The following is a 22,186-nucleotide window of genomic DNA, read 5'->3' as shown; positions in this document are numbered from 1 at the left end:
CACATCGCGCTAACGCGACCCCACCGCAGACGGCCGTTGCCGGCCGTATCCACCGCCCTGGCGATCGTGCGCCGATCGCCGCCCCGCTCCCGGCAGGCCATCCAAGCCCCGGGAACGGAAAAGCCAGTTAGGAAGAGTCTGATGAAGATCACCGGTTCCACCCGCGTGTATTTCGTGATCGCTGATCCGATCGACCAGGTCCGCGCGCCTGAACTGTTCAACCTGGTATTCCGTCTGTACGGCATCGATGCCGTGGTGGTGCCGCTGAACGTCAAGCCGGAAGACTTCGATACCACGCTCAGGGCGGTGTTCAAGGCGCCCAATGTGGACGGCGTGTTCCTGTCGATTCCGCACAAGCCGGCGGCGCTGACGGTGGCCGACCGCTGCTCCCGGCTGGCGCAGGTGGCCGGGGCGGTCAACGCGGTACGTCGCGCTCCGGACGGCGCGCTCGAAGGCGAGCTGTTCGACGGCCTGGGCTTCGTCAAGGCGCTGGAGCGCGCCCACATTCCCTACACCGGCCAGCGTGTGCTGCTGATCGGTGCCGGCGGTGCCGCCTCGGCGATTGCCGCCGCGCTGGCGGCGTGTGGCAGCGCCGAGATCGCCGTCTTCGATCCAGCCGGCGACAAGGCCGCGCAGCTGGCGGCGCGCATCGCCGAGGCCTTCCCGGTCGAGACCCGTGCCGCCGCCAGCAACGACCCGGCCGGCTACGACCTCGTCGTCAACGCCTCGCCGCTGGGCATGAAGCAGGGCGACCCGGCGCCGTTCGACGTGACGCGGCTCGACGTCGGCGCCGCGGTGTTCGACGTGCTAATGAAGAACCAGCCGACGCCGCTGCTGCGCTCGGCACGCGCCCGTGCGCTCAAGGCCGAGCCCGGCTTCGAGATGCTGATCCAGCAGGCGCCGCTGTACCTGCGCTTTTTCGGTCTGGAGACCGCGGCGGCCGGCATCGAGAACGATGCCTCCGCGCTCCGGGACATGATTTACCCCAAAGAATTGCTCGACACCCTGCAGGCGTCCTGACGGACGCGCAAAGACAGGGAGAGCCCGTCGCGCAAGCCCCGCTTGCGTCACTTTTGATGTAATGGAGGAGATAAACCGTGACTGTATCCACTGCTATCGACGTTCGCGCGTTGATCAATGACCGTGCCATCGGGCTGTGCCAGAAACTGGTGGTGTTGCTCGGCTTTTGCATCATCGCGCTCGATGGTTTCGACGTTGCGATCATGGGCTTCATCGCGCCCCAACTGAAGCAGGAATGGGGGGTGACCAACCAGATGCTGGGGCCGGTGCTCAGCGCCGCGCTGGCCGGCCTTGCCATCGGCGCCCTGGTCGCTGGCCCGCTGGCGGACCGTTTCGGCCGCAAGGTAGTGCTGGTGTGCAGCGTGTTCTTCTTCGGCGTCTGGACGCTGGCGACGGCGGCGTCCACCGACATCACGCACCTGATCATGTTCCGCTTCCTGACCGGCCTGGGCCTGGGCGCGGCGATGCCGAACGTCGGCACGCTGGTGTCGGAGTACGCCCCGGACCGCAGCCGTTCCTTCCTGGTGACGGTGGTGTTCTGCGGCTTCACCGTCGGCGCGGCCGGCGGCGGCTTCCTGGCGGCCTGGATGATTCCCAACTTCGGCTGGGCCAGCGTGCTGGTGCTGGGCGGCGTGCTGCCGCTGATCGTGGCGCCGATCCTGTTCTTCAAACTGCCGGAATCGGTGCGCTTCCTGGTCACCAAACGTGCCCCGGCCGAGCGCATCCGCAAGATTGTCGACCGGCTCGCTCCGGGAGTGGCCAATGAGCATTCCACCTTCGCGATGCCGAGCGCCCCGGCGGCGACCTCGAACGAGAGCCCGGTCAAGATCGTGCTGTCCAAGCAATACAAGTTCGGCAGCCTGATGCTGTGGCTCGGCTACTTCTCGGCGCTGTTCCTGGTGTACCTGATGGGCAGCTGGATGCCGACCCTGGTGAAGGAGTCCGGCTACAGCGTCAGCGACGCCGCCGTGGTGACGGCGTTCTTCCAGCTGGGCGGCCCGATCGGCTCGCTGTTCCTCGGCTGGTGCATGGACCGCACTAACCCGCACAAGCTGCTGGCGCTGACCTACCTGTTCGGCGGCGCAATGCTCTACGTGCTGGGCATGGTGTCGAGTCACTTCGCCCTGGTGGTGCTGCTCTCCTTCGTGATCGGCTTCTGTTTCAACGGTGCCAATACCGGCATGAATGCGCTGTCGGCCAGCTTCTACCCGACCGAGGCACGGGCCACCGGCTCCAGCTGGATGCACGGTATCGGCCGCTGGGGCGCGGTGCTGAGCGCCTTCGCCGGTGCCCAGATGCTGGCCATGGGCTGGTCCTTCTCGCAGGTGTTCGGCGCGCTGTCGGTGCCGGCCGCACTCACCGCGCTGGCCATCCTGGCCAAGGGCGTCAACGGCGCGCGTCAGCGCCAGGCGGCCGGGCGGGACGTTGCGCTCTATGCCGGCAAGTGATCCTTTCCGTCACGGGCGGACGGCCACGGCTCGCCGTGGCGTTCCGGCCGTAAGCGATGATTTGAACTCCTTGTGACCCGGGGATTTGGGCGAACGTACGAACGTTCGCCTTTTTTTGCCTGTCGTCGATCACGCTAAACTACGCTGCTCGCGCGCCTCCCCGCATCGTCTTGTGGCGGGAGGGCTCCGGGCGTTTGCAGCGCTTCCGTCCTGTTCTAACCCGTTATCCGATTTCAGCCGATGCCAGACAATACCTCCGCAACCGCCGCGACGCCGGCGGCCCCCGCCACCACCACGGGCTCTGCCACCGGGCCGATCATCGCCATCGTGTTCTTCAACTTGGTGGCCTACCTCGCGGTCGGCCTGCCGATGGCGGTGGTGCCGGGCTACGTGCACGGCCCGCTGGGCTACGGCGAGGTGGTGGCGGGCTTCGCCGTCAGCATCCAGTACCTGGCCACCTTGCTGAGCCGGGCCTATGCGGGCCGGCTGTGTGACAACCACGGCCCCAAGCGCTCGGTCCTGTCGGGCATGGCGCTGTGCTGTGCCAGCGGGGTTTGCCTCTGGATTGCCGGGCTGTCGGGCCTGGCGCCGGCGGGCAGCCTGGCCAGTCTGATCGTGGGGCGTCTGCTGTTGGGGACCGGGGAGAGCCTCGTCACCACCGGCACCATTACCTGGGGAATTGCCCGGGCCGGCAGCGCCCATACCGGCAAGGTGATTTCCTGGAACGGTATGACCAGCTACGGCGGTATGGCCATCGGAGCGCCCTTGGGCGTGGTGCTCGCCGAGCGCTGGGGCTTTGGCGCGCTGGGCCTGACCACCGTGGCGATGACACTGGCCTCGTGGTTCCTGGCGCGGCGTAAGCCGGCCGTGGCGCCATCCGGCGGCGAGCGGCTGCCGTTCAGCCAGGTGTTCCGGCGCATGGTGCCGTTCGGGCTGTGCCTGGCGCTGGGCTCGGTCGGGTTCGGTGCCATTTCCACCTTTGTCACCTTGTTCTTTGCCAGCCGGCACTGGCCGGATGCGGCGCTGGCGCTCACCCTGCTGGGCGCCTTCTTCATCGCGGCGCGCCTGCTGTTCGCCGGCAGCATCAATCGTTTCGGCGGTTTTCCGGTGGCGCTGGTGTCGCTCGTCGTAGAAGCCTCCGGCTTGCTGCTGCTGTGGCTGGCTGCCGCACCCTGGCAGGCCTTTGCCGGCGCGGCCCTGACGGGGTTCGGCTTTGCGCTGGTGTTTCCGTCACTGGGTATGGAGGCCGTGCGTCGGGTGCCCAGCGGCAATCGCGGTGCGGCCTTGGGGGCTTATGCGCTGTTTCTCGATCTGGCACTCGGCGTGACCGGGCCGCTGGCCGGCGTCGTGGCGAATCGGCTGGGGTATGCGTCGGTATTTCTGCTGGCCGCGCTGGCCGTCGCGCTGGCGGCCATGCTGAGCAGCCTGCTGCACGGCATGGCGGGGAAGGGGGATGCAGCTTCGACCGCGTGAGCGTGACCCGGGCAGGCGGTCGGTTCGAGCCGCATGGGGCTGTTGCTGTGTGGTGGTGGCGAGAAGCGGGTTGGAGTGGTGCGCCGCGAACCCAGGCTATGGCGTGAAAGCCGGCAACAGGCCAGGATGGCCCCGTGGCGCGATTTCGTCTTTTTTACTGTGATTTCGTCAAGAATCCAGCCTCTTAAAGCCGGTCTGGATTGCATGCGTTGGCGTGCCCGGCCACAGCGCCCGCAAAAAAAAACCGCCGCTCAGATCGAGCGGCGGGACAAAGGGCCATACCCCCACAGCAACAACATTAATCTCTTAAATAAGCATTCCTCGCTCGCTCGTCGTTTAACCGATCACGTGCAGGGTCGTACTGTGTGTTGGTGGCTATTTACCCTCGGCTACCGGGACCGGCTGACCATTCTTGAACGAGTACACGGTGATGGGGGAGTTCTTGAGGTCCCGCTTGTCGTCGAACTGGTAGGTGCCGGCTACGCCCTGCTGGCTGATGGCCGCCAGTGCCGCGCGGTATTGCTTGGGCTCCACCGAGTTGGCTTTCTGCATGGCCTTGGCGATGATGTTGAGGCCGTCATACATGGACGCACCATAGACGAGCGGCTCGACGCTGAAGCGCTTTTTGTACTCGGTGGTGAATTGCTTTCCTTCGCTGGTCTGCTCGAGCACCGGCCCGCCCTGTGGGCAATAAACGCCCCCATCGACGGTGGTCCCCCCCAGCTTGGCCAACTCTTCGTTGCAGATGCCATCGCCTCCCAGCAGATACGCTTTCAGTCCCAGGCGCGCCATCTGGCGGCGCATCGGCCCACCTTGCGAGTAATAGCCCCCGTAGAAAATGCCATCCGGTTTGGCGGCTTTGATACTGGTCAGAATGGCCGAGAAGTCGGTCGATTTGTCCGTCGTGAATTCCCGGGCGACAATCTGGATACCGTTGGCTTTTGCCGCCTTGATGAATTCGTCGGCGACACCTTGCCCGTAAGCCGTACGGTCATCGATGATGGCGAAACTCTTCGCTTTGAGGTTTTTGGCAGCGAATACCCCCATTTTGGTACCCAGTTGGGTATCGCTGGCACCGATCCGGAAAACGTAAGGGTAGCCGTTCTGGGTGACCTTCGGGTTGGAGGCGACGGTTGCCATCACGATGCCCGCGTCGTTGAGGAGCTTGGAGATGGGGATGGCCACGCCCGAGTTGTAGGGGCCGATCACGGCCTTGACGTTGGCATCGACGAATCGCTGCGCTACCGTCATACCGGTGCGGGGGTCGGCGCCATCGTCTTCCGACATCATCTCAAAACGCACTTTCTTGCCGCCCACGACGATGCCTTGGGCATTGAGGCGATCCATTGCCATTCTCAGACCATTTTCATGGTCTTTACCGATAGCGGCTTGCGGACCGGTGAGCGGACCGGTGAGCCCGATCTTGACGGTCATTTCTTCTGCCGCGAACCCCAGTAGAGGGGTGAGCGCCAATCCTGCTGCGAAAACAAATTTGGTACGAAAGTGACGAACGTCGGCCATCATGTTTCTCCGCTGTAGACATGTTTTCATTGGCAAGTGCTGCGTCGCCAATGTCGTCTGCTCATCCTGTAAATCCCGAATGGCAGACTGGGGTGGCAAAAATGAACGTCTTTGTCATTTGTAACGTGCGCACGTCATAGTTTTTGGTCGCCATTCGACAGGTTTTGTTCTTTTTTGGACATGCGTCGCGAGGGCGTTTGAAATCAGGTGCCGGCCAAGGTTGGTTGCCGCATAGCTCTGACGGGTCGACAAAGAAAGAATGTCGCGTTCGCGGGAATCAAGGTGCGCTTACCTTGGAATTCGAGTTTCGGTAATCAAAGATTCGGGACAGTGAACGGCGAGGCGGTATTGCCTTGTGCCGTGTGTAAAAGCGCACACTGTGCTGACCGTAGACGGTATGTCGGCCCGAAGATGTCGCCATGCGCGATTGTCATCATGCGCTTTAATCTGATGACTGATGGGCCATCAAGGATTGGGCGTAGCCATAGCGTTTAGAGGTGGTGGAAGGAAGTTCGCCAAAAAAGACACGATAATCGTGGGCGAAAGCACTTAGATGCAAAAAGCCCCAGCGGATTGCGGCTTCCGTCACAGACAGCCCACGCATCAAATCATGCCGGACATGATTCAGCCTCACAGCCCTAAGGTACTTGGCCGGGTTTGTTCCAATAGCGTTTTCAAAGGCATACTGGATGGTGCGGCGGCTCAGGTTCAGCTCGATGCAAAGCTCGGCAATCGAAAGAACGCATGAGTCCGGGTTTTGCAAAAACTGCTGCACCCGCTTGACCAGCTCCCAATTTTTGCTTGATTTCGGAGAACGATCCGCCGCCAATTCCGGAAAGTCGGACACGGCCTCCATCAGGCCATAGAGTAAATTCCGCTCCAGCAAGGACTGCCGCTCTTTGTACTGCTCAGGGGAAGCTACCTCACTCACCTGAATCGACCCCAACGCTTGCCGCAATAGCAGCCTGGTGTTTTCTGCCGTATCGGGGCTCAGCAAGACAACGGGCGACGACAATTTTGTATGCAGTGTCTGCCCTAGCTGCCGCGTCAATTCCGAGCTTAGCGACGGAAGATCAAATTCAACATTGGCAACCACATGGCGCTCGGGTGATAAAAACTCAAAGTCGGAATAGCAGGAAAATACATGCAGGGTATCTCTTGTGCTTTGCTCGCCGCACATCCGGGAGTGGCCTTCCAGCTCCAGGGGAATGCCAATGGCAAGCCTGTTTGCGGGAACCGCTCCTCGTTGCAGTATTTTTTTGTTCAAGTCTTCGACAAGAAAATACAGTCCGCCCGCAGAGGCAATTGCCGAAGAGCCACGAAAGACACCGTTGGATATCTGGGTGTACGAGAGATCCCACTCCGAAAATGAGCGGGCCTGATCTTCCACATTGGCACTCACGCAAAAAGAGGCATGCTGTGCGGCCTGCAAGGCATGTGAATCTTGCCTATCTTTTGGCATATGGCATCTTTCAAATTCGACGATGGATTGCAATCTTGCAAGCGCAAATCAGCAAACTGGCTCCGCCATTGCTCCACTGGGCAATTCATCACGGGATGCCTGTTCAGGTTTCATCAGCCGCGCCATGACAGCAATCTGCAGCGAGGCCAGCCACATGAAGACAACGCAAAAACCTGAATGTCATCTGTCTTTGTGATCTGGAGCGACCAGTTCGACCTGCGCCACGAGGCGCTGCACGCAAGCATGGCATGTGACGATTTCAGCGCCAGCATCACCGGTCGCAGGCGACCCAATACTATCAAGCAATTTTTGCTCCAGCGGATGCCGTGCCTGCGACAACAAGAATGCAAAAAACGTCACCTCAAGTGATTGAGGTGACGTTACGGTAAAACCGACTCTGGGACGCTACATGGCAGAGAGCCCGTTATCGACAAACAGATGCGTGCCATTCACGAAGCTGGATTCGTCAGATGCCAGGAACAAGGCGGCACTGGCAACTTCGGAAGGCTCGCATAGCCGCCCCTGTTGCTGAATAATCGCGGCTTCGCCGACATCCACGCCCATGGCCTGAAGATCTTGCAATTCCTTCATGCCATGCGGCGTGCGGATAAAGCCGGGGGCAATGGCATTGCAGCGGATGCCTTTGTCGCGATACTCCACCGCAATGGCTCTGGCAAACATGTGACAAGCGCCTTTGGTGGCATCGTAGAGCACCTCGCCGGGTGTGGCGCAGACCGCAGAAATCGACGAGGTACACACAATGCTGCCTTTGCCTTTTCTGAGCATCTGGGGCAATACGGCTTGCGTCATCAGGAACATGCTTTTGACGTTGACCCCCATCAGCCAGTCCCATTCGCTTTCCTGAATCTCCAGAAAGGGTTTTACAATCAGCGTTCCGGCATGGTTGAACAGAATATCGGCGTCACCGTAGCGGGCCTGTATTTCTGCAATCACCGCAATGACTTCTGCTTGCTGGGCCACATCAGCGTAGTGCGCCGATGCCGCTCCTCCCTGATCGCGAATTTCTGCGGCCACCGCTCTGGCCAGCTCGATATTCCGATCCACAATGGCCACCTTTGCACCTTCGCGGGCAAAGAGTTCTGCTGCTGCCGCACCGCAGCCACTGGCTCCACCACTGATGATGGCTGTTTTGTCGGCAAGGCGTCCTGACATATTCGACATGTTTATCCTGCCTGTTTAGCGAGTGGGTTCAGAGGCCAATTCGGCGCTTTCAAACACGTCCAGATGCAGCTGTTTGTTGCGGTTGACGAGGTAGTACAACACGCCAGGAATCACCAGAGCCGGCAGCCAGGAAATATCGGTACCCACCACCTGGTCAATCGGACCCTTGTAGAAAGACAGCTCCATGAACGGAATCTGTGCCACCACGGCAATTGCATAGATGGAAAGGGTATTCCAGTTCACCTTGCCGTAAATGCTATTGACGTCATACATCGCCGGCACCCTGTAACGGCCCTTGCGGATCAGGTAGTAATCCACCAGGTTGATGGCACTCCATGGCACCAGCACATAAACCTGGCCAATCAGGATGTCGCTAAAGTAGGCGTTGAAGTTGTACTGGGCGGCAATGGCGATCCAGGTCACGATAACGGCGACGATGGCCATGATGACGAACTTGGACAGCATGCCAACCTTGGTGGCGCCCTTGAAGCCGGTAAAGATGGTGGTGGTGGACATGTACGAGCTGTACAGATTCATCACGTTCCATTCCAGCACGCCGATGATGATCACGTAGTACGCCAGCTGCTGATGTTCCGGGAACAGTTTGGCAATGGCGCTGCCCGGATCGGTGGTGACATCCATCGCAGCGGCGGCCATGATGGCACCCAGCAGCATGACAACGGTGGAGCCGACCACAATACCCAGGTAGCTGTACCAGAAAGTCGATCGGGTAGAGATATGGGATGGCAGATAACGCGAGTAATCGGCCACGTAAGGACCGGCACCCAAGGTCCACGAGGCAGCCTGGGTTACCACCAGACAGAAAGTGGCAAACTTGAAGGTGCTGCCCGATACCATCCACACACCGGCCGGCAGGCCTTTCTGCAGCACGATATAGGCGGCGATCACAAAAATGACGCCGGAAATGGCACTCATGAGGGCGCCGATTTTGTGGATCAGCTCATAGCCGATGAAACCGACCACCAGCGTGAGTGCGCCGAACAGGATAATCGCGTCATTATCCGAGACAGGCACCACTGCCTTGATGGAGTCCCGCATCACCACGCCATTGGCCGCGGTGAACAGGATGTACGCCAGCACCACAATGGCAAGCGGCACCCCGGCGCCGATCACGCCAAACTGCGCCCGGCTTTGAATCATCTGCGGAATGCCCAGATGCGGCCCCTGCGCGGAGTGGGCGGCCATGAAGATGGAGCCGATCAGGTTGCCCAGGACTAGCCCGATGAATGTCCAGCCAAGGTTAAGCCCTGCCACCACGCCCAGCGCACCAATCACCATGGTTGTCACTTGCATATTGGCACTGCACCAAATGGTAAACAGCCGTTTGGCTGAACCATAACGTTCATTCTCCGGAATGAACTCAACACTTCTGTTTTCGATCTCCATATATTTCCCCGTCCGGATGTGTAATAAATTTTTTCCGTAAGACCGCACTCAGTCGAAAAGATGAGCCAGCGATCCATGGGGGAAAATCTAAGTCAAGGCAGTGGCAGCCACTATCAGATATTGGCAAGGGTGGAAAACATTGTATGGATTGGTCAGCCGTACTTGACGGAAGGAGCGGGAGGTCCGCTGTTGCAGGCCTTGAGCGACGTTAACGTGTGGGGCACCCACCTGGCGCCCAATATGGAGATGGGACAGTGCCATAATGGATTTTCACCCCGGAGTCCGATCATGTGCCGCTGGCTCGCTTACTCGGGAAACCCCGTTCCGCTTGAAACGGTGCTGTTTCAAGCAAAACATTCCTTGATCGATCAGAGCCTGCACTCACGGCTCAGCGTCTCGACCACCAATGGCGATGGCTTCGGCCTCGGCTGGTATGGGCGCCCAGGCGAAACGCCATATCGCTACCGCAGCGTGCACCCGGCGTGGAACGACCCCAACCTGCGCGAGGCGGCGCGCGCCATCCATTCGCCGCTTTTTCTGGCCCATATCCGCGCCGCCACCGATACGGCGGTGCAGGAGACCAACTGCCATCCGTTCCGGCACGGGCACTGGCTGTTCGTCCACAATGGTCTGGTGCGCAACTACCACGCCGTGCGTCGCGACCTGATGCTGGCGGTGGCCCCCGAACTGTTTGCCTCGATAGAGGGGACGACCGATTCCGAGCTGTTGTTCTTTCTCGCCTTGACGTATGGCCTGGCGACCGAGCCGGTGCCGGCGCTGGAGCGGATGGCGGCGCTGGTCGAGGAGACCGGGCGGCGCCATGGGGTGGAAGCGCCGCTGACCATGACGATGTGCGCGACCGATGGGCAGCAGATGGTCGCCGTGCGTTATTCCAGCGAGACACAGTCGCGCTCGCTGTTTCACAGCACGTCGTTTCACCACCTGCACGAACTGTATCCGGACGACCCGCGTATCACGGCGGCCGGCGACGATGCCTTCCTCGTGCTGTCCGAACCGCTTGTCGACCTGCCCGAGGTGTGGGAGGAGGTGCCGGAGCAAACCGCCATTGTGGCGCGTGCCGGCACGATCATGCAGCACCGCTTCAACCCTCATCTGCCCTGAGGCGCCAGGGTCGCCTGGACGATTTTCATTCTGCGTCGATGATAGAGGCGCGGTCGGTGTGTGGCTTTGCTGGGGCGTTCGGGGCCGACGTAGGGTCGCCGTACATTGTTCTGCGCGGCATCGGAGTCTTCTCTTTATCCGCATGTGGCCTGATCGCAATGCCCGCAGGGGCAGGATCGACCTGCATGCTTTTACCCCTTCCCCCGAAGGATAAGGACTGCGCCGGCGATGAGAAGCGCGGCCCCCAGCAGCGAGATGGCGCTGGGTGGCGTCTGTGCCTTGTAGGCATCCGCCAGCAGGCCGGTGCCGAGCTGGCTGGCGACCAGCACGGTAATGGTCACCGATGCCCCAACCGACTGGTAGCCCACGATACCGGCAAAGACAAAAAACGAGCCCAGCAGGCCAGGCAAAACAACCCAGGGGCGGATCGCCTGGATGGTTTCACTGACGCCCGCCAAGCCATTGCGGGCCAGCAAGGTGCCCAACAACAGCACCAGCCCCATTGCGGAGTTGATGACCAGCGTAATGATTACTGTCGAGACGGACTCGGTTATCCGCACCATCAACAGGTTTTGTATCACCAGCGCCACCCCAGCTGCGGTCAGCAGGGGGAAAACAAGATAAGCATTCATGATCTGCGCTCCTTGCCTGCCAGCCTTGGCGCCGGCACCAAGATCACCAACCGGCACCGGGCATTAGCCATCCACAGGCGTATGCGGCGTATCCAGCAGCAACTGATAGAAGGCCAGATCAAGCCAGCGGCCAAACTTGAAACCCACCTCGGGCAGGGTGGCGACGTGCTTGAAGCCCAGCCGTTCATGCAGGGCAATGCTGCCGGCGTTGCTGGCGTCGATGCCGCCCATCATGGCGTGCACATCGTTTTGCCGCGCGGCGGCAATCAGTGCCTTCATCACCGTGTTGCCCAGGCCCTGGCCACGATAATCCTTGTGCACGTAGACGGAGTGTTCAACCGAGTACTTGAATGCCGGCCAGGCCCGGAAGGTGCCGTAGCTGCCAAATGCCAGCAGCTGGCCATCGCTGTCTTCAACGCCGATGACGGGAAAACCGCCTTTTCTCTTGGTTTCAAACCAGCTCACCATGCTCTCGGCCGGGCGGGGCTTGTAGTCGTATAACGCGGTCGAGTTGACGATGGCGTCATTGAAGATATCCAGGATGGCTGCCGCATGACGGTCAAAATCGCAATCAACAAGCCTGTGCTCACTCATTACTGTCTCCCTGTCGAGGATGGTGTTGCGGTCAGCGCGATGAGGTAACGCGCCGAACGTGAAGTGGGATTGTGGAACACGATCTGTTGGCCAAGCACCATCGCCAGGCAGTCGCCAGGCTGGAGATGCCATGTCCGTCCCTCTACTGTGATGTCCATTTCGCCATCGAGCATCCAGATCTGCTGGTGCGTGACGATGCTGCGCATCGCATTGTCAAAAGTTACCTTTTGCCCGGGCTGGAAGGTCACTTCGGCCAACTCGATCGGAGACCCATAGCCAGGTGGTGACAACTGGCGTCGAAGGTAACCGGACGCAGGGTCTTGCCAGACAGGTTGTTCTTCAGCGCGCGATAGTGGCGAGGCCACAAGCGCTTCTGCTTCTTCGGAAAACAGCGAGGCCAGACTGACGCCCAGCGCATCGGCAAGTTTATTGAGCACCGCCGCAGTGGCACTGGTTTCTGCACGCTCGATCAGCGAAATCATCGAGCGGCTGACGCCACTGAGCTCGGCGAGCTTTTCCAAGGAGTAAGCGCGGCTCTTTCGCAGGGAGTGGATGCGTTTGGCGAGGCGGGTGTCTAGATTCATAATTCCAATATACAGGAATTAAAATCTATCAAACAAGAATTTATTGCGAGGCACCAGTGACGACGGCTTGGTGAGGGTTTTCACGAAGAGGGGTAATGGTGTCGCCTTGACCAGATCTGGCGCCGGGGCGATCCTTGATGGGGGCGCTGGCGGGCGTCGTGGCGAATCGGCAGGAGTATGTGTCGGTGTTTCTCCTGGCCGCCGCGACACGACGGAGAGACCCAAGGCCGTCGTAGCCAAGAGGAGGAAGGGGTACCCGGAAATATGGCACTGCTGGCCATTCGGGCGAACAGGGAGGGACATCAATACTTCTCCATTAGGCGCTAAGGCAGGTTCCAGCGGTGCCCGTGGCGGATGATCCAGGTAGCAAAGCTGCTGGTGTCGTGCCAGATCAGATTGCAGTGCTGGGCGATGTAGAGCTGCTGGGCGTGGAGATCAGGCAGCGGACGTTCGTACTGATCGAACCGTAATGGTCTGTTGCGAAGGGACCGGCACAGTGCGGTCTGATAGTGGTCTGTCCACGGCCAGACAATGTCGGGTTGGCCGTTTTTCAGGCGGAGGCCGAACAACTGCAGCGGGGCGGTGAGATCGATCTGGCCTGTCAGCGGCCGGGCCAGAGCTTGGGTATCGAGGAATTTCTCGAAGGACAGGGCGAGCGACTCCGGTTGCTGGCAGAGGGTTGCTTGCCCGATCACGATAGAGAAGGGCAGGCTGTTCTGTTCGCCGGCGATGTAACTCACCACGTGCCGACATTGAGTGAATAGCTCGGTCACGGCGAGTGCAGTGCCGGGCCGGGCGGTTCGGTGCCGCGGGTTCAATACCATGGTTGGGCTCCTTTTTCCTGAGCCGCCGACGCTTTGATGATTGAGGTGTCGGCCTCCTCCAGCGAAGCCGTTGGTGTGCTCCCCAGTACGGCTGCCGACCGGCAGTTAGTCATTTCGAGCATTCCATAGTCCCCTTTGGCCTCGGTTCATGACTCAAGCCTCTGACTTGCGAGATAGGCTGGGCTCTGTCATTTAAACTAAAATTGGGTCGTAAATACCGTGGTCGTAGAGGAATCATAGCTTGACGATTGGCGTTATGCCAAGAGTCTCAGTCAAAACGGATAAGGACAGTCAGCTCGTCCTGTTGGGGGCCGCCATCAGAGCCCGTAGGAAAGCCCTGCAGATTTCTCAGGAGGCTTTGGCTGATCTTGCCGATATAGATCGTTCCCACATGGGGAAGATCGAAAGAGGGGAGCGAAACGTCACGTTGCTGAACGTGCTGAGGATTGCCAAGGCGTTGCAATCCAAGCCTTCAGAAATCTTGGCTGAGGCCGGCCTGTAAGTTAAGACGGGCAACGGCATGTTGCCCTGGGAGTAGTGCTGTTTACTTGGCAGTACCGTCGCTCTATAAGTTGGGACACCACCCCGTCCTGTACCTTACGTCCGGTAACCGCTGCGCTGCTGTCACACAGGACAGTGAGTGCCAACGGCCACAATGACCGAATCGGCCCCGTCGCCCTAAGGACAGGTGGCCGTTCGGTCAAACTGGCCGTCCATTACCACTAGTAGGCCGGAGCGACCGCTTTCTGCTACTAACCTGGCATCCACCCCTTTCACGCTTTTGTAGCCTCTCCGCCTTACAAGTAGTCATTTGCTGCTTTGAACTGTAAAGCGGCCCTCCACTATGAGCGGCATGCAACCCGTTCGGCATCACTTAGCTGACACCCGGGCAGAGGTGTGTTTGCTCGATGTTTTAGGGTGTCTAAATGCATAGACAAGATAGAAAGCGTTTGTAGGCAAGAACCTTCGTTGACGTTGGCATTTTTATGCGACATGATCGGTGCATGTGAATGCACCTTTTAGGGTGCCTACTTCTAGTTAGGCTGTGAAGCCAATGACCACCGATGCCCTCCTACCTTACATTGGACGAAGTTCTACAAGCAAAGCGCAAACTGCGTCGCTCGGCCTGGCGTAGTGCTGGGCGATCAGTTCTGTTCACCCATTCTTTGGGGTTTTACTTCAGCGACGGTGTTCCTTATTGTTACTTGGCTATGGGGATTTGTAGATCCGATCAAAACTGATCGTATTTACTGGGTGATCGTTTCAATCTCATTTGTCTTGTTCGGATCGTAGTCCCTCATAGACTTCTTTTGTGAATTCATGTTTCGCCGAAGTATCCTGACATCCTTTGAAGCACGCATTCGCGCAGGGGGGCATCCCACGGTCTAACTCAACAGTGCACTCGGACCTCGCGCAAAAGCAAGCGCGGAGCCTGTGATATAGAAATTTAGTCATTAATAACCATCAGATTAGGGGAAAATAAAGTGAGTGAGCCAAGCGATGCCGAGAAGGAGGTTTCATCCAGAGTAACTTCGGCCGTTAATAAAAAGCGAAAGCGTATTGTGAGGTCATTTCCAGCCTGCGCCTTTGAGGAGGCTGCAGAGTTTGCAAAGCAAATATTGGTATTCGGAAGTGGCCAGCCGGTCCGCAGATTGTCTCTATTCGATCACCTCGGAAAATCTCCTGAGAGCAGCTCAAGTCGACAGCTCATTACCAACGCAGGTAAGTATGGCCTCGTCGAAGGAAGCTACGCCGCAGAGCAAATTAAGCTGACAGCCGAGGGCATCAAGGCTGTAGATGACGAGGTTTCGAAGCGAGATCAGATCAAGGCGCGTGTCAATCTAGCCGTTACGTCGATTGAGCCATTCCAGAAGTTGTACGACAGATTCAAAGGAAACAAACTTCCAGCGAAAACCGTGCTCATAGATGCAGTCGTAGAAAGTGGAGTAGAGACAGGGGCAGCAGAAGAAGCGGTAGATACTTTTATTCTAAATCTTCGATACGTTGGTCTGTTGCAAATGCTTTCGGGAGCCGAGCGCATTGTAACCACAGAACATCTCCTAGACCGTCTGCCGGCAACATTGCTCAAGGCTCCAGACGGTGGCGATTTCGCATCGCAAACAACTGTCCGTCCAGCTGCGCATTTGATGACCACTGAGCAGGCCAAGTTTGAGACGACATGCTTCTATGTCACTCCAATTGGCGAAGAGGGCTCCGAACAGCGCAAACATTCAGACTTATTTCTGAGCTCACTGGTAGAGCCGGCACTTGAGCAGTTTCACCTGAAGGTCGTTCGCGCCGATGCAATCGACAAGCCTGGAACAATTACCCGACAAATCATCGAATACCTCATTCGGTCTCGGCTCGTTATCGCGGACTTGTCATTTCACAACCCAAACGTTTTCTACGAGCTTGCGATTAGACACGCTGCAAGACTTCCGGTAGTACAAATCGTTAGAGCTGCCGACAGAATTCCTTTTGATCTCAGTCAGACCAGAACTATCAAGATCGACACCACAGATATTTACTCTCTGGTTCCTCGAATGGAAATCTACAAATCAGAAATAGCCAGTCAAGTGCGGCGCGCCCTCGATGATCCAGATGCTGTTGATAATCCAATTTCGATCTTCTATCCTAATTTTAAAGCCTCACTTTCTGATGGCTAGAAATGGCTAACAAGTCGTTCAGGCAGACGGACTTTTCGATTGATTTGAACGTTAGTCGTTGGGAGAAACTAATAGTTATCAACTAATTTGCGTGGTTATATTTAAGCCCGCCAACAATGGACCACCCGCAAAGGCTGTCCGCTAAATGGTCGTCAAAAACAAGGATTTGATATGAATAAAAAATTGGCAAAACGCCTTATTTTAGAAATTGGAGACGAATATGGGTATGAGACTGAAGGCTCATACGCCGACTCCGCCATTTACGTTTACTTTGACAGAACCAAGCACGGCATTGCGTTTCAAATAAAGGATTCTACTCACCCTCGTGCAGCAGAAGAGGGATGGCTACAAGTTCACCACTTTGAGGGGGCTCCAGAGGAATGGGGGCCTGCCCTCCACTCTATTCGTTCAATGGGTGATGTTGTCGCATTCTGCCAGACATTGATAACATTCAACCAAATCAAATCCAAACGAAAAGATTAATTCTTCAGGGAGCCTAAGCTGAAAACCGTTAGAGACGCAAAGGGCCATGGCTCTTGACAGTAGGGAGTCTCATGATTACCGATTGGAAGCAAGTCTCCCCAGCTTTGTTTGAAAAGCTCTGTGCTGCCGTTCTTCAGAAGACTGGTTTCACCAACATCAAGTGGTACGGTGAGGCGGGGGGCGACAAAGGGCGAGACATCATCGCTGAAAGGCTAGATGCGCCCGTTCCAGGTGTACAACGCCACGAACGATGGATGATCCAGTGTAAGCGATATACAAAATTCTCTCTATCCAAGTCTGAGCTAAAGGAATTGCTTGATGCGGCGCTTGAGCACAAGATCGACTCGCTTCTAATAATCGTTACATCGACAGTGTCAGCGAACCTACGAGACTGGTTGGCTGTCGCATCAGGGACCTATCCATTCAAGGCATACATTTGGGAAGAATTAGATTTCCGACGCCAGGTTAATGCTCATAAGCTTGAGCTGCTCGAATCAATCCCAGAGCTTGCTGGTGGCAAAGAGCCATTGTGGATGTACCCAATGAGCCACAATGAAATACGCCTTGCATGCAACGAATTTGAAGAAGTCGAAATTGTGGTGATTAACGTTGATAACGTTGAGGAAGCAAAGGCGAAGGCCGCGGAGTTTCTTAGATATTTGCAAGCAAATGGTTTCGAGTGGTGGAGCTAAGATTCAACCCCTCGGCCAACCGGACCTTCCGTATAAAGCTGTGCAAGCTGGTTACCTCAGTCGAAGATTGTTCACTTAGGCTCGCCGAAGCGAACTCACTACAAAGCGATGTTTGATTAATTTTGGTGCTTGCCGCACTAGGTTTTACCTCTTTGCTTATTGGGTTTATCCCCGCGCTAGCCCCGGCAGCACCACCGTCAACCTCCCCAGCGCCACGTTAATAGCGTCGGTGTCGATGCCGCCATAGCCGAACAGTAGCCCTTGCTGTAAGGGTCCACCGGCATAAAAGGCCGAAATCCCGTACAGTCCGATGGACTCATTGCGGGCAGAGGCGATGACGTCGCGTTCTTGCAGCCCCTGCCTGAGCCGGGCGATCAGGTGGATGCCGGCGGCGGGGACGATGGGGTCGAGCCATGGGCTGAGTTCGCCCTTGAGATGGGCGAGTAGGGCCAGGCGGCGTTCGGTGTAGTGCTTGTGCATGCGCCGCAGGTGTTTGGCGAAGTCTCCGTTCAGCATGAAGCTCGCCAGCGCCGTCTGGGTCAGGGTGCAGCCGTGCCAGTCGCCGATCTGCTTGGCCTTGAGCAGCGCCGCCTGCAGCGAGGAAGGTGGGACGACGTAGCCCATGCGCAGGTCGGGAAAGATGGTTTTGGAGAAGGTGCCGACGTAGGCCACCAGTCCGGCCCGGTCCAGGCTCTTGAGGGGGTCCATCGGCCGCCCTTCGAAACGGTACTCGCCGTCGTAATCGTCTTCGATGATGACCGCGCCGGAGCGTTGCGCCCATTCCAACAGCGCGATGCGGCGCTCCAGGCTCATCGGCATGCCGAGCGGGAACTGGTGCGAGGGGGTGACGTAGACCATGCGGGCGTTTGTCGGCAGTTGCTCGACGATGATTCCCTCCGCATCGACCGGCACCGGCACCACCTTGCCCCCTTGTGCCGTAAAGCAGGCGCGGGCGGGTGGATAGCCGGGGTCTTCCACCGCCACCACGTCGCCCGGTTCAAGCACCACGCGCGCCATCAGGTCCAGCGCCTGCTGTGCGCCCTGGGTGACGATGACCTCTTGCCAGGAGCTGGTAACGGCGCGGTTGAAGGCGAGGTAGCGCGATATGGCGAGGCGCAGTTCCTGTTCGCCGGCCGGGTCGCGGTAGGCGCCGCGCTCCCGCGCTTGTATGCGCAGGGCGTGGTTGATGCAGCGCCGCCAGGTGTCGAAGGGGAACGGCGTCTTGTCGATGACGCCGCCCATGAAGTCGAAGGGCAGGGTGGTGCCGGGTCTGGGCAGGGCCAGGCCTGGGGGAAGCTGGTCCCACAGCGGGGCGGCGGTGGCGCGGGCGGCGGGCTGTTGCGGCGGCTTGGGCGGCAGGCGCGTCAGGCTCCCAGCGATGAAGGTGCCATCGCCGGGACGGGTTTGGAGGAAGCCTTCTGAGCCCAGCCGTTCGAACACGTCGAGCGTGGTCTTGCGCGATACGCCGAGCTGCGCCGCCAGGTCGCGCGTCGAGGGCAGGCGCTCGCCGGCGGCGAGACGGCCGGCAAGGATGGCCTCGCGCAGTTGCCGGTAGATCTGTCCGGCCAGGTCATGGCTGCCTTGAATCGTTACCTGGATGTCCATCGCACTGGTTACCTTAAATTTCCCAAAACTGGCTATTTTTACACGCCACGGTACGGCCTAAGCTTACGCTCATAGTCCTGGTTTCAGGACGCAACGTGAACGTAAAGGAGTGAGCCATGGAACAACGCCTCGATTTCTACAAAGCCAGCCCGGGGGCTCTCAAGGCGATGCTGGGTCTCGAAGAGCAGGTCAGCACGTCCGGTCTGGAAAAATCGCTGCTCGAACTGGTGCGCCTGCGCGCCTCGCAGATCAACGGCTGCGCGTTCTGCATGGACATGCACGTGACCGACGCGCGCAAGAACGGCGAGAGCGAGCGCCGTCTCGCCACCTTGTCGGCGTGGCGTGAAACGCCGTTCTTCACCGACCGCGAACGCGCCGCGCTGGAGTGGACCGAGTCGCTGACGCTGGTGGCGCAGGACCATGTGCCGGATGCGACCTGGCAGGCGGTCAAGCCGTACTTCACCGACGCAGAGATCGCCGATTTGACGCTGCTGATCGTGGCCATCAACGGCTGGAACCGGTTTGCCATCGCGTTCCGCAAGATGCCGGCGTAACAGGGCAAGTCGTCCCGCCAGGAGGTTCCATGAAACGCATTCTCTGTTCGCTGCTGGTTGCCACCCTACCGTTCGGCAGCGCCCTTGCGGAGGCGCCGAAGGCGAAGAACGCCAAGGTGACCCTCGTCTACCAGCACGAGTTGCCGAATGCTCCCGGCAAGAGCATCAAGGGTGTGCTCGTTGAATACGGCCCGGGTGGCTACTCGCCTGGTCACACGCATGCCAAGTCCGCCTTCATCTATGCGACGGTGCTGGAGGGGGCGATCAAGAGCCGAGTGAACGACGGGCCGGTGACGGTCTACAAGGCCGGGCAGAACTTCGCCGAGATGCCCGGCGACCGTCACGCCGTCAGCGCCAATGCCAGCGAGACGCAGCCAGCCAAGCTCCTCGCGGTGTTCGTGGTGGATACGGGCGAGGCGGAGTTGACGACTCCCTTCGCGAACTGAGGCATGCAAAGACAACGGGCCATCGCCAGCACGGCGATGGCCCGTTTGCACGCGACGGGGCGGCGCGGCCCGGGCATGGAGGGTCGAATAGTCGGACGAGTATGGGAACTTGCCTTGCCGGTCTCGGTCGCACTTAGGTAAGTTCACCGTATCGCACCGCTCAATGGAGACGTTACCGTCTGTATGTGCAACGGTGGGGGCCGAAAGCCCGTTCAAATAAGCGCATGGTTCCTCGATGTTCGAGGCGTTCCATCGCAGCATCAATTACTTAGCGGACACTCAAGAGCGTAGAAGACAGGTCTTCACAGCTCGGGGGAAAGCTGCGTCTTCTATACTCGTGTCCGCGTATTCACTTCGGCTCCTGCGCCGACGCTTACAGCACTCCTGATCGGTCTTGCCATAGGAGTCAGATCATGCGTTTGTCAGCCAACGAGGTAGTCGCGCGGAGTAGGGATGCAGAATTGGACAAGCCCCCGGCGGGAGGCCGGCAGCCCGCGTCCCGTCTTGTCTCCCGCCTCAACATGCTCGGAAAGACCCTGCGACCCACCCCCAATGTGCGATTGGACGTGGCCGGGATGAATCTTTTCGCCAAGCTCGAGTATGTCAACCCGATCGGGAGCATCAAGGACCGCTCCGCTTACTGGATACTCAAACGAGCCGCCGAGCGCGGGCAGATCAACGAAGCGACGACGGTGATCGAGTCCTCGTCCGGCAACTTCGCCAACGCGCTCGCCACCTTCACACACCTGGTCGGCCTTGAATTCATTCCGGTGATCGACCCCAACATCTCGGGCCTCTACGAGTCTTTCCTGCGACGCTTGTGCCCGACGGTGGTGAAGGTCGAGGAACGTGACGACACCGGCGGATTTCTGAAGACCCGCCTGCAGATGGTGAAGCACCTGTGCGCCACGATTCCGAATGCCTACTGGACCAACCAGTACGGCAACCCGGACGCCCTAGAAGCGCACTACGAACTCACGGCGGGCGAGATCTGCGCCGATTTCGATTCGCTCGATTATGTCTTCGTCGCCGTCAGTACGGCGGGCACCATCGCCGGTGTATCGCGCCGCCTCAAGGAGCATTTCCCGAAGGTCCAGATCGTCGGCGTCGACAGCGAGGGCTCCGTCATCTTTGGCGGGGAGCCTCACAAACGCCATATTCCCGGCATCGGGTCGAGCATCGTCCCCCCCTTGCTGGCGGAGGCGGAGGTTGACGAGGTGGTCTTGATTCCCGAGCGCGAAACCGTCGCAGCGTGCCAGGAACTTCTCACGACTCATGGGCTGTTCGTCGGCGGGTCGAGCGGGACGGCGTTCGCGGCGGTGAAGCGGCTGGCGCCGAAGATGACGGAATCCGGGCGGCCTACCGTGTTGTTCCTGTGCGCCGACCGCGGCACGCCCTACCTCGACACGGTATACGACCCCGCGTGGGCGGCCAGGCTGGAGTAGAGGAGAATGTCATGGAATTCGAGCTGTCTATCATCAACGGCAAGACCGTTTCCGACATCATCCGCGCCCAGCGCGACGTCTGTGTCGAGATCGTCCAGAACGCCTACCTCGCGCATGCCGGCGGACATTCCGTCAACCCGGACAGTTACTTTCTGCGTTTCCCCGAGAAGCCGGATTGCCGCATCATCGCGCTGCCGGCCTATCTCGGGGGCGGCTTCGATGTGGCTGGGTTGAAGTGGATCGCGAGCTTTCCCGGTAACGTCCAGCGTGGTTTCCCGCGCGCCTCGGCGGTGCTCGTGCTCAATCGCTACGACACCGGCTATCCCTTCGCCATTCTCGAGAGTTCGATCATCTCGGCCTCGCGCACGGCCGCGTCGGCCACCTTGGCCGCGTTCTGGCTGAACGGGCAATCGCGCCGCGCGCGCTCGCTGGGCATCGTGGGCAACGGGTTCATCGCCCGCTACGTCTATGAGTTCCTGGTCGATACGGGGTGGGAGATCGAGGAGGTGCAGCTGTACGATCGCTCGCCGCTCGAGAGCGAGAAATTCATCAAGACGGCGTGCCACCCCGAGCGGCACCGCAGGGTGACGGTGGCTCTCGATGTGGAGGGGCTGATCAGGACCTGTGATCTGATCGTGTTCGCCACCGTCGCTGCGACGCCCCACATCACCGACTCGGCCCTGTTCGAGCACAACCCGCTGGTGTTGCATATCTCCCTGCGCGATCTCGCGCCCGGGATACTGCTGGGTGCACAGAACGTGGTCGACGATGTCGAGCACGTCATGAAGGCCAACACCTCCCCTCATCTTGCCCTGCAACAGACGGGCAACCGCGATTTCGTGACCGGTACGTTGGCCGAAGTCATGCTCGGGAAGTGCTCGGTCGATCGCCGCCGCCCGATCATCTTCTCGCCCTTCGGCATGGGGATACTCGACCTGGCGGTCGGTAAGTGGGTGTACGACCAGGCGGTCGCCGCCGGCCAAGACCTGCGTCTGTCCGACTTCTTCTATGAGGTCGTACGATGAG

Annotated in this window: 21 protein-coding genes; 12 read left to right on the top strand and 9 right to left on the bottom strand. The window is 59.2% G+C overall.

The genetic code is table 11. From position 1 onward, the window contains the following. Nucleotides 1-141: 141 nt before the first annotated feature. From AC3WG5_RS11440 to AC3WG5_RS11430, 3 genes are all read left to right on the top strand, one after another. Nucleotides 142-1,020 carry a shikimate dehydrogenase family protein gene (locus AC3WG5_RS11440; RefSeq protein WP_492568771.1) on the top strand — a complete coding sequence of 293 codons (879 nt, stop codon included), beginning with the start codon at nt 142-144 and terminating at the stop codon, nt 1,018-1,020. 77 nt (nt 1,021-1,097) lie between these two features. Next, nucleotides 1,098-2,468: an MFS transporter gene (locus AC3WG5_RS11435; protein ID WP_492568769.1), complete on the top strand. Its 1,371-nt coding sequence runs from the start codon at nt 1,098-1,100 to the stop codon at nt 2,466-2,468. 240 nt (nt 2,469-2,708) lie between these two features. Further along, on the top strand, nt 2,709-3,941 hold the full coding sequence (locus AC3WG5_RS11430; protein WP_492568767.1) for an MFS transporter: 1,233 nt from the start codon (nt 2,709-2,711) through the stop codon (nt 3,939-3,941). 375 nt (nt 3,942-4,316) lie between these two features. Here AC3WG5_RS11430 and AC3WG5_RS11425 read toward each other — a convergent pair whose 3' ends face one another. From AC3WG5_RS11425 to AC3WG5_RS11410, 4 genes are all read right to left on the bottom strand, one after another. Beyond that, nucleotides 4,317-5,465: a branched-chain amino acid ABC transporter substrate-binding protein gene (locus AC3WG5_RS11425; protein ID WP_492568765.1), complete on the bottom strand. Its 1,149-nt coding sequence runs from the start codon at nt 5,463-5,465 to the stop codon at nt 4,317-4,319. 439 nt (nt 5,466-5,904) lie between these two features. Continuing rightward, nucleotides 5,905-6,957, bottom strand: a complete 1,053-nt coding sequence (locus tag AC3WG5_RS11420) for a helix-turn-helix domain-containing protein (RefSeq protein WP_492568763.1) — start codon at nt 6,955-6,957, stop codon at nt 5,905-5,907. Nucleotides 6,958-7,329: 372 nt separating this feature from the next. Further along, entirely contained in the window at nt 7,330-8,106 is a 777-nt protein-coding gene (locus tag AC3WG5_RS11415) for an SDR family NAD(P)-dependent oxidoreductase (protein ID WP_492568762.1), read from the bottom strand. Nucleotides 8,107-8,121: 15 nt separating this feature from the next. Continuing rightward, nucleotides 8,122-9,513: a purine-cytosine permease family protein gene (locus AC3WG5_RS11410; RefSeq protein ID WP_492568761.1), complete on the bottom strand. Its 1,392-nt coding sequence runs from the start codon at nt 9,511-9,513 to the stop codon at nt 8,122-8,124. A gap of 288 nt (nt 9,514-9,801) precedes the next feature. On the opposite strand from AC3WG5_RS11410, the gene AC3WG5_RS11405 reads away from it, so the two are divergent. Then, nucleotides 9,802-10,635 (top strand): class II glutamine amidotransferase, encoded by an 834-nt coding sequence (locus AC3WG5_RS11405; protein ID WP_492568760.1) that lies wholly within the window; start codon nt 9,802-9,804, stop codon nt 10,633-10,635. A 191-nt stretch (nt 10,636-10,826) separates the two neighbouring features. Here AC3WG5_RS11405 and AC3WG5_RS11400 read toward each other — a convergent pair whose 3' ends face one another. The 4 genes from AC3WG5_RS11400 to AC3WG5_RS11385 all read right to left on the bottom strand — a co-directional run bounded on the left by AC3WG5_RS11400 (nt 10,827) and on the right by AC3WG5_RS11385 (nt 13,269). Beyond that, nucleotides 10,827-11,267, bottom strand: coding sequence for a DMT family transporter (locus AC3WG5_RS11400; protein WP_492568758.1), 441 nt, complete (start codon nt 11,265-11,267; stop codon nt 10,827-10,829). Between the two features lie 63 nt (nt 11,268-11,330). Then, nucleotides 11,331-11,861 (bottom strand): GNAT family N-acetyltransferase, encoded by a 531-nt coding sequence (locus AC3WG5_RS11395; protein WP_482581190.1) that lies wholly within the window; start codon nt 11,859-11,861, stop codon nt 11,331-11,333. Beyond that, nucleotides 11,861-12,445, bottom strand: a complete 585-nt coding sequence (locus tag AC3WG5_RS11390) for a helix-turn-helix domain-containing protein (RefSeq protein ID WP_492568756.1) — start codon at nt 12,443-12,445, stop codon at nt 11,861-11,863. Before AC3WG5_RS11390 ends, AC3WG5_RS11395 begins: the two co-directional genes overlap by 1 nt. A 323-nt stretch (nt 12,446-12,768) precedes the next feature. Continuing rightward, nucleotides 12,769-13,269 carry a hypothetical protein gene (locus AC3WG5_RS11385; protein ID WP_492568755.1) on the bottom strand — a complete coding sequence of 167 codons (501 nt, stop codon included), beginning with the start codon at nt 13,267-13,269 and terminating at the stop codon, nt 12,769-12,771. A 241-nt stretch (nt 13,270-13,510) separates the two neighbouring features. On the opposite strand from AC3WG5_RS11385, the gene AC3WG5_RS11380 reads away from it, so the two are divergent. The 4 genes from AC3WG5_RS11380 (at nt 13,511) to AC3WG5_RS11365 (ending at nt 17,110) form a co-directional block, all read left to right on the top strand. Continuing rightward, the gene (locus AC3WG5_RS11380; RefSeq protein ID WP_492568754.1) at nt 13,511-13,771 is read left to right on the top strand and encodes a helix-turn-helix domain-containing protein; all 261 of its coding nucleotides are present in this window, start codon (nt 13,511-13,513) and stop codon (nt 13,769-13,771) included. 982 nt (nt 13,772-14,753) lie between these two features. Further along, on the top strand, nt 14,754-15,935 hold the full coding sequence (locus AC3WG5_RS11375; protein WP_492568753.1) for a hypothetical protein: 1,182 nt from the start codon (nt 14,754-14,756) through the stop codon (nt 15,933-15,935). A gap of 171 nt (nt 15,936-16,106) precedes the next feature. After that, nucleotides 16,107-16,418 (top strand): hypothetical protein, encoded by a 312-nt coding sequence (locus tag AC3WG5_RS11370; RefSeq protein WP_482581201.1) that lies wholly within the window; start codon nt 16,107-16,109, stop codon nt 16,416-16,418. Nucleotides 16,419-16,489: 71 nt separating this feature from the next. Further along, nucleotides 16,490-17,110 carry a restriction endonuclease gene (locus AC3WG5_RS11365; protein WP_492568751.1) on the top strand — a complete coding sequence of 207 codons (621 nt, stop codon included), beginning with the start codon at nt 16,490-16,492 and terminating at the stop codon, nt 17,108-17,110. 165 nt (nt 17,111-17,275) lie between these two features. On the opposite strand, the gene pdxR is transcribed toward AC3WG5_RS11365, so the two are convergent. Beyond that, the gene (gene pdxR, locus AC3WG5_RS11360; RefSeq protein WP_492568749.1) at nt 17,276-18,715 is read right to left on the bottom strand and encodes a MocR-like pyridoxine biosynthesis transcription factor PdxR; all 1,440 of its coding nucleotides are present in this window, start codon (nt 18,713-18,715) and stop codon (nt 17,276-17,278) included. A gap of 116 nt (nt 18,716-18,831) precedes the next feature. Between pdxR and AC3WG5_RS11355 the strand changes: the two genes are divergently transcribed. From AC3WG5_RS11355 to sbnB, 4 genes are all read left to right on the top strand, one after another. Next, nucleotides 18,832-19,269: a carboxymuconolactone decarboxylase family protein gene (locus AC3WG5_RS11355; RefSeq protein ID WP_492568748.1), complete on the top strand. Its 438-nt coding sequence runs from the start codon at nt 18,832-18,834 to the stop codon at nt 19,267-19,269. Nucleotides 19,270-19,298: 29 nt separating this feature from the next. Then, nucleotides 19,299-19,715, top strand: coding sequence for a cupin domain-containing protein (locus tag AC3WG5_RS11350; RefSeq protein WP_492568747.1), 417 nt, complete (start codon nt 19,299-19,301; stop codon nt 19,713-19,715). Between the two features lie 413 nt (nt 19,716-20,128). After that, complete coding sequence (sbnA, locus tag AC3WG5_RS11345) at nt 20,129-21,160, top strand: 2,3-diaminopropionate biosynthesis protein SbnA (protein WP_492568746.1); 1,032 nt, start codon at nt 20,129-20,131, stop codon at nt 21,158-21,160. Nucleotides 21,161-21,171: 11 nt separating this feature from the next. Beyond that, a complete protein-coding gene (sbnB, locus tag AC3WG5_RS11340; protein ID WP_492568745.1) occupies nt 21,172-22,185 on the top strand; it encodes a 2,3-diaminopropionate biosynthesis protein SbnB in 1,014 nt (337 codons plus the stop codon). Nucleotide 22,186: the final 1 nt, after the last annotated feature.

This window comes from Pseudogulbenkiania sp. FW507-F1, from assembly GCF_058781125.1.
This window is presented reverse-complemented; position numbering and strand designations above follow the sequence as displayed.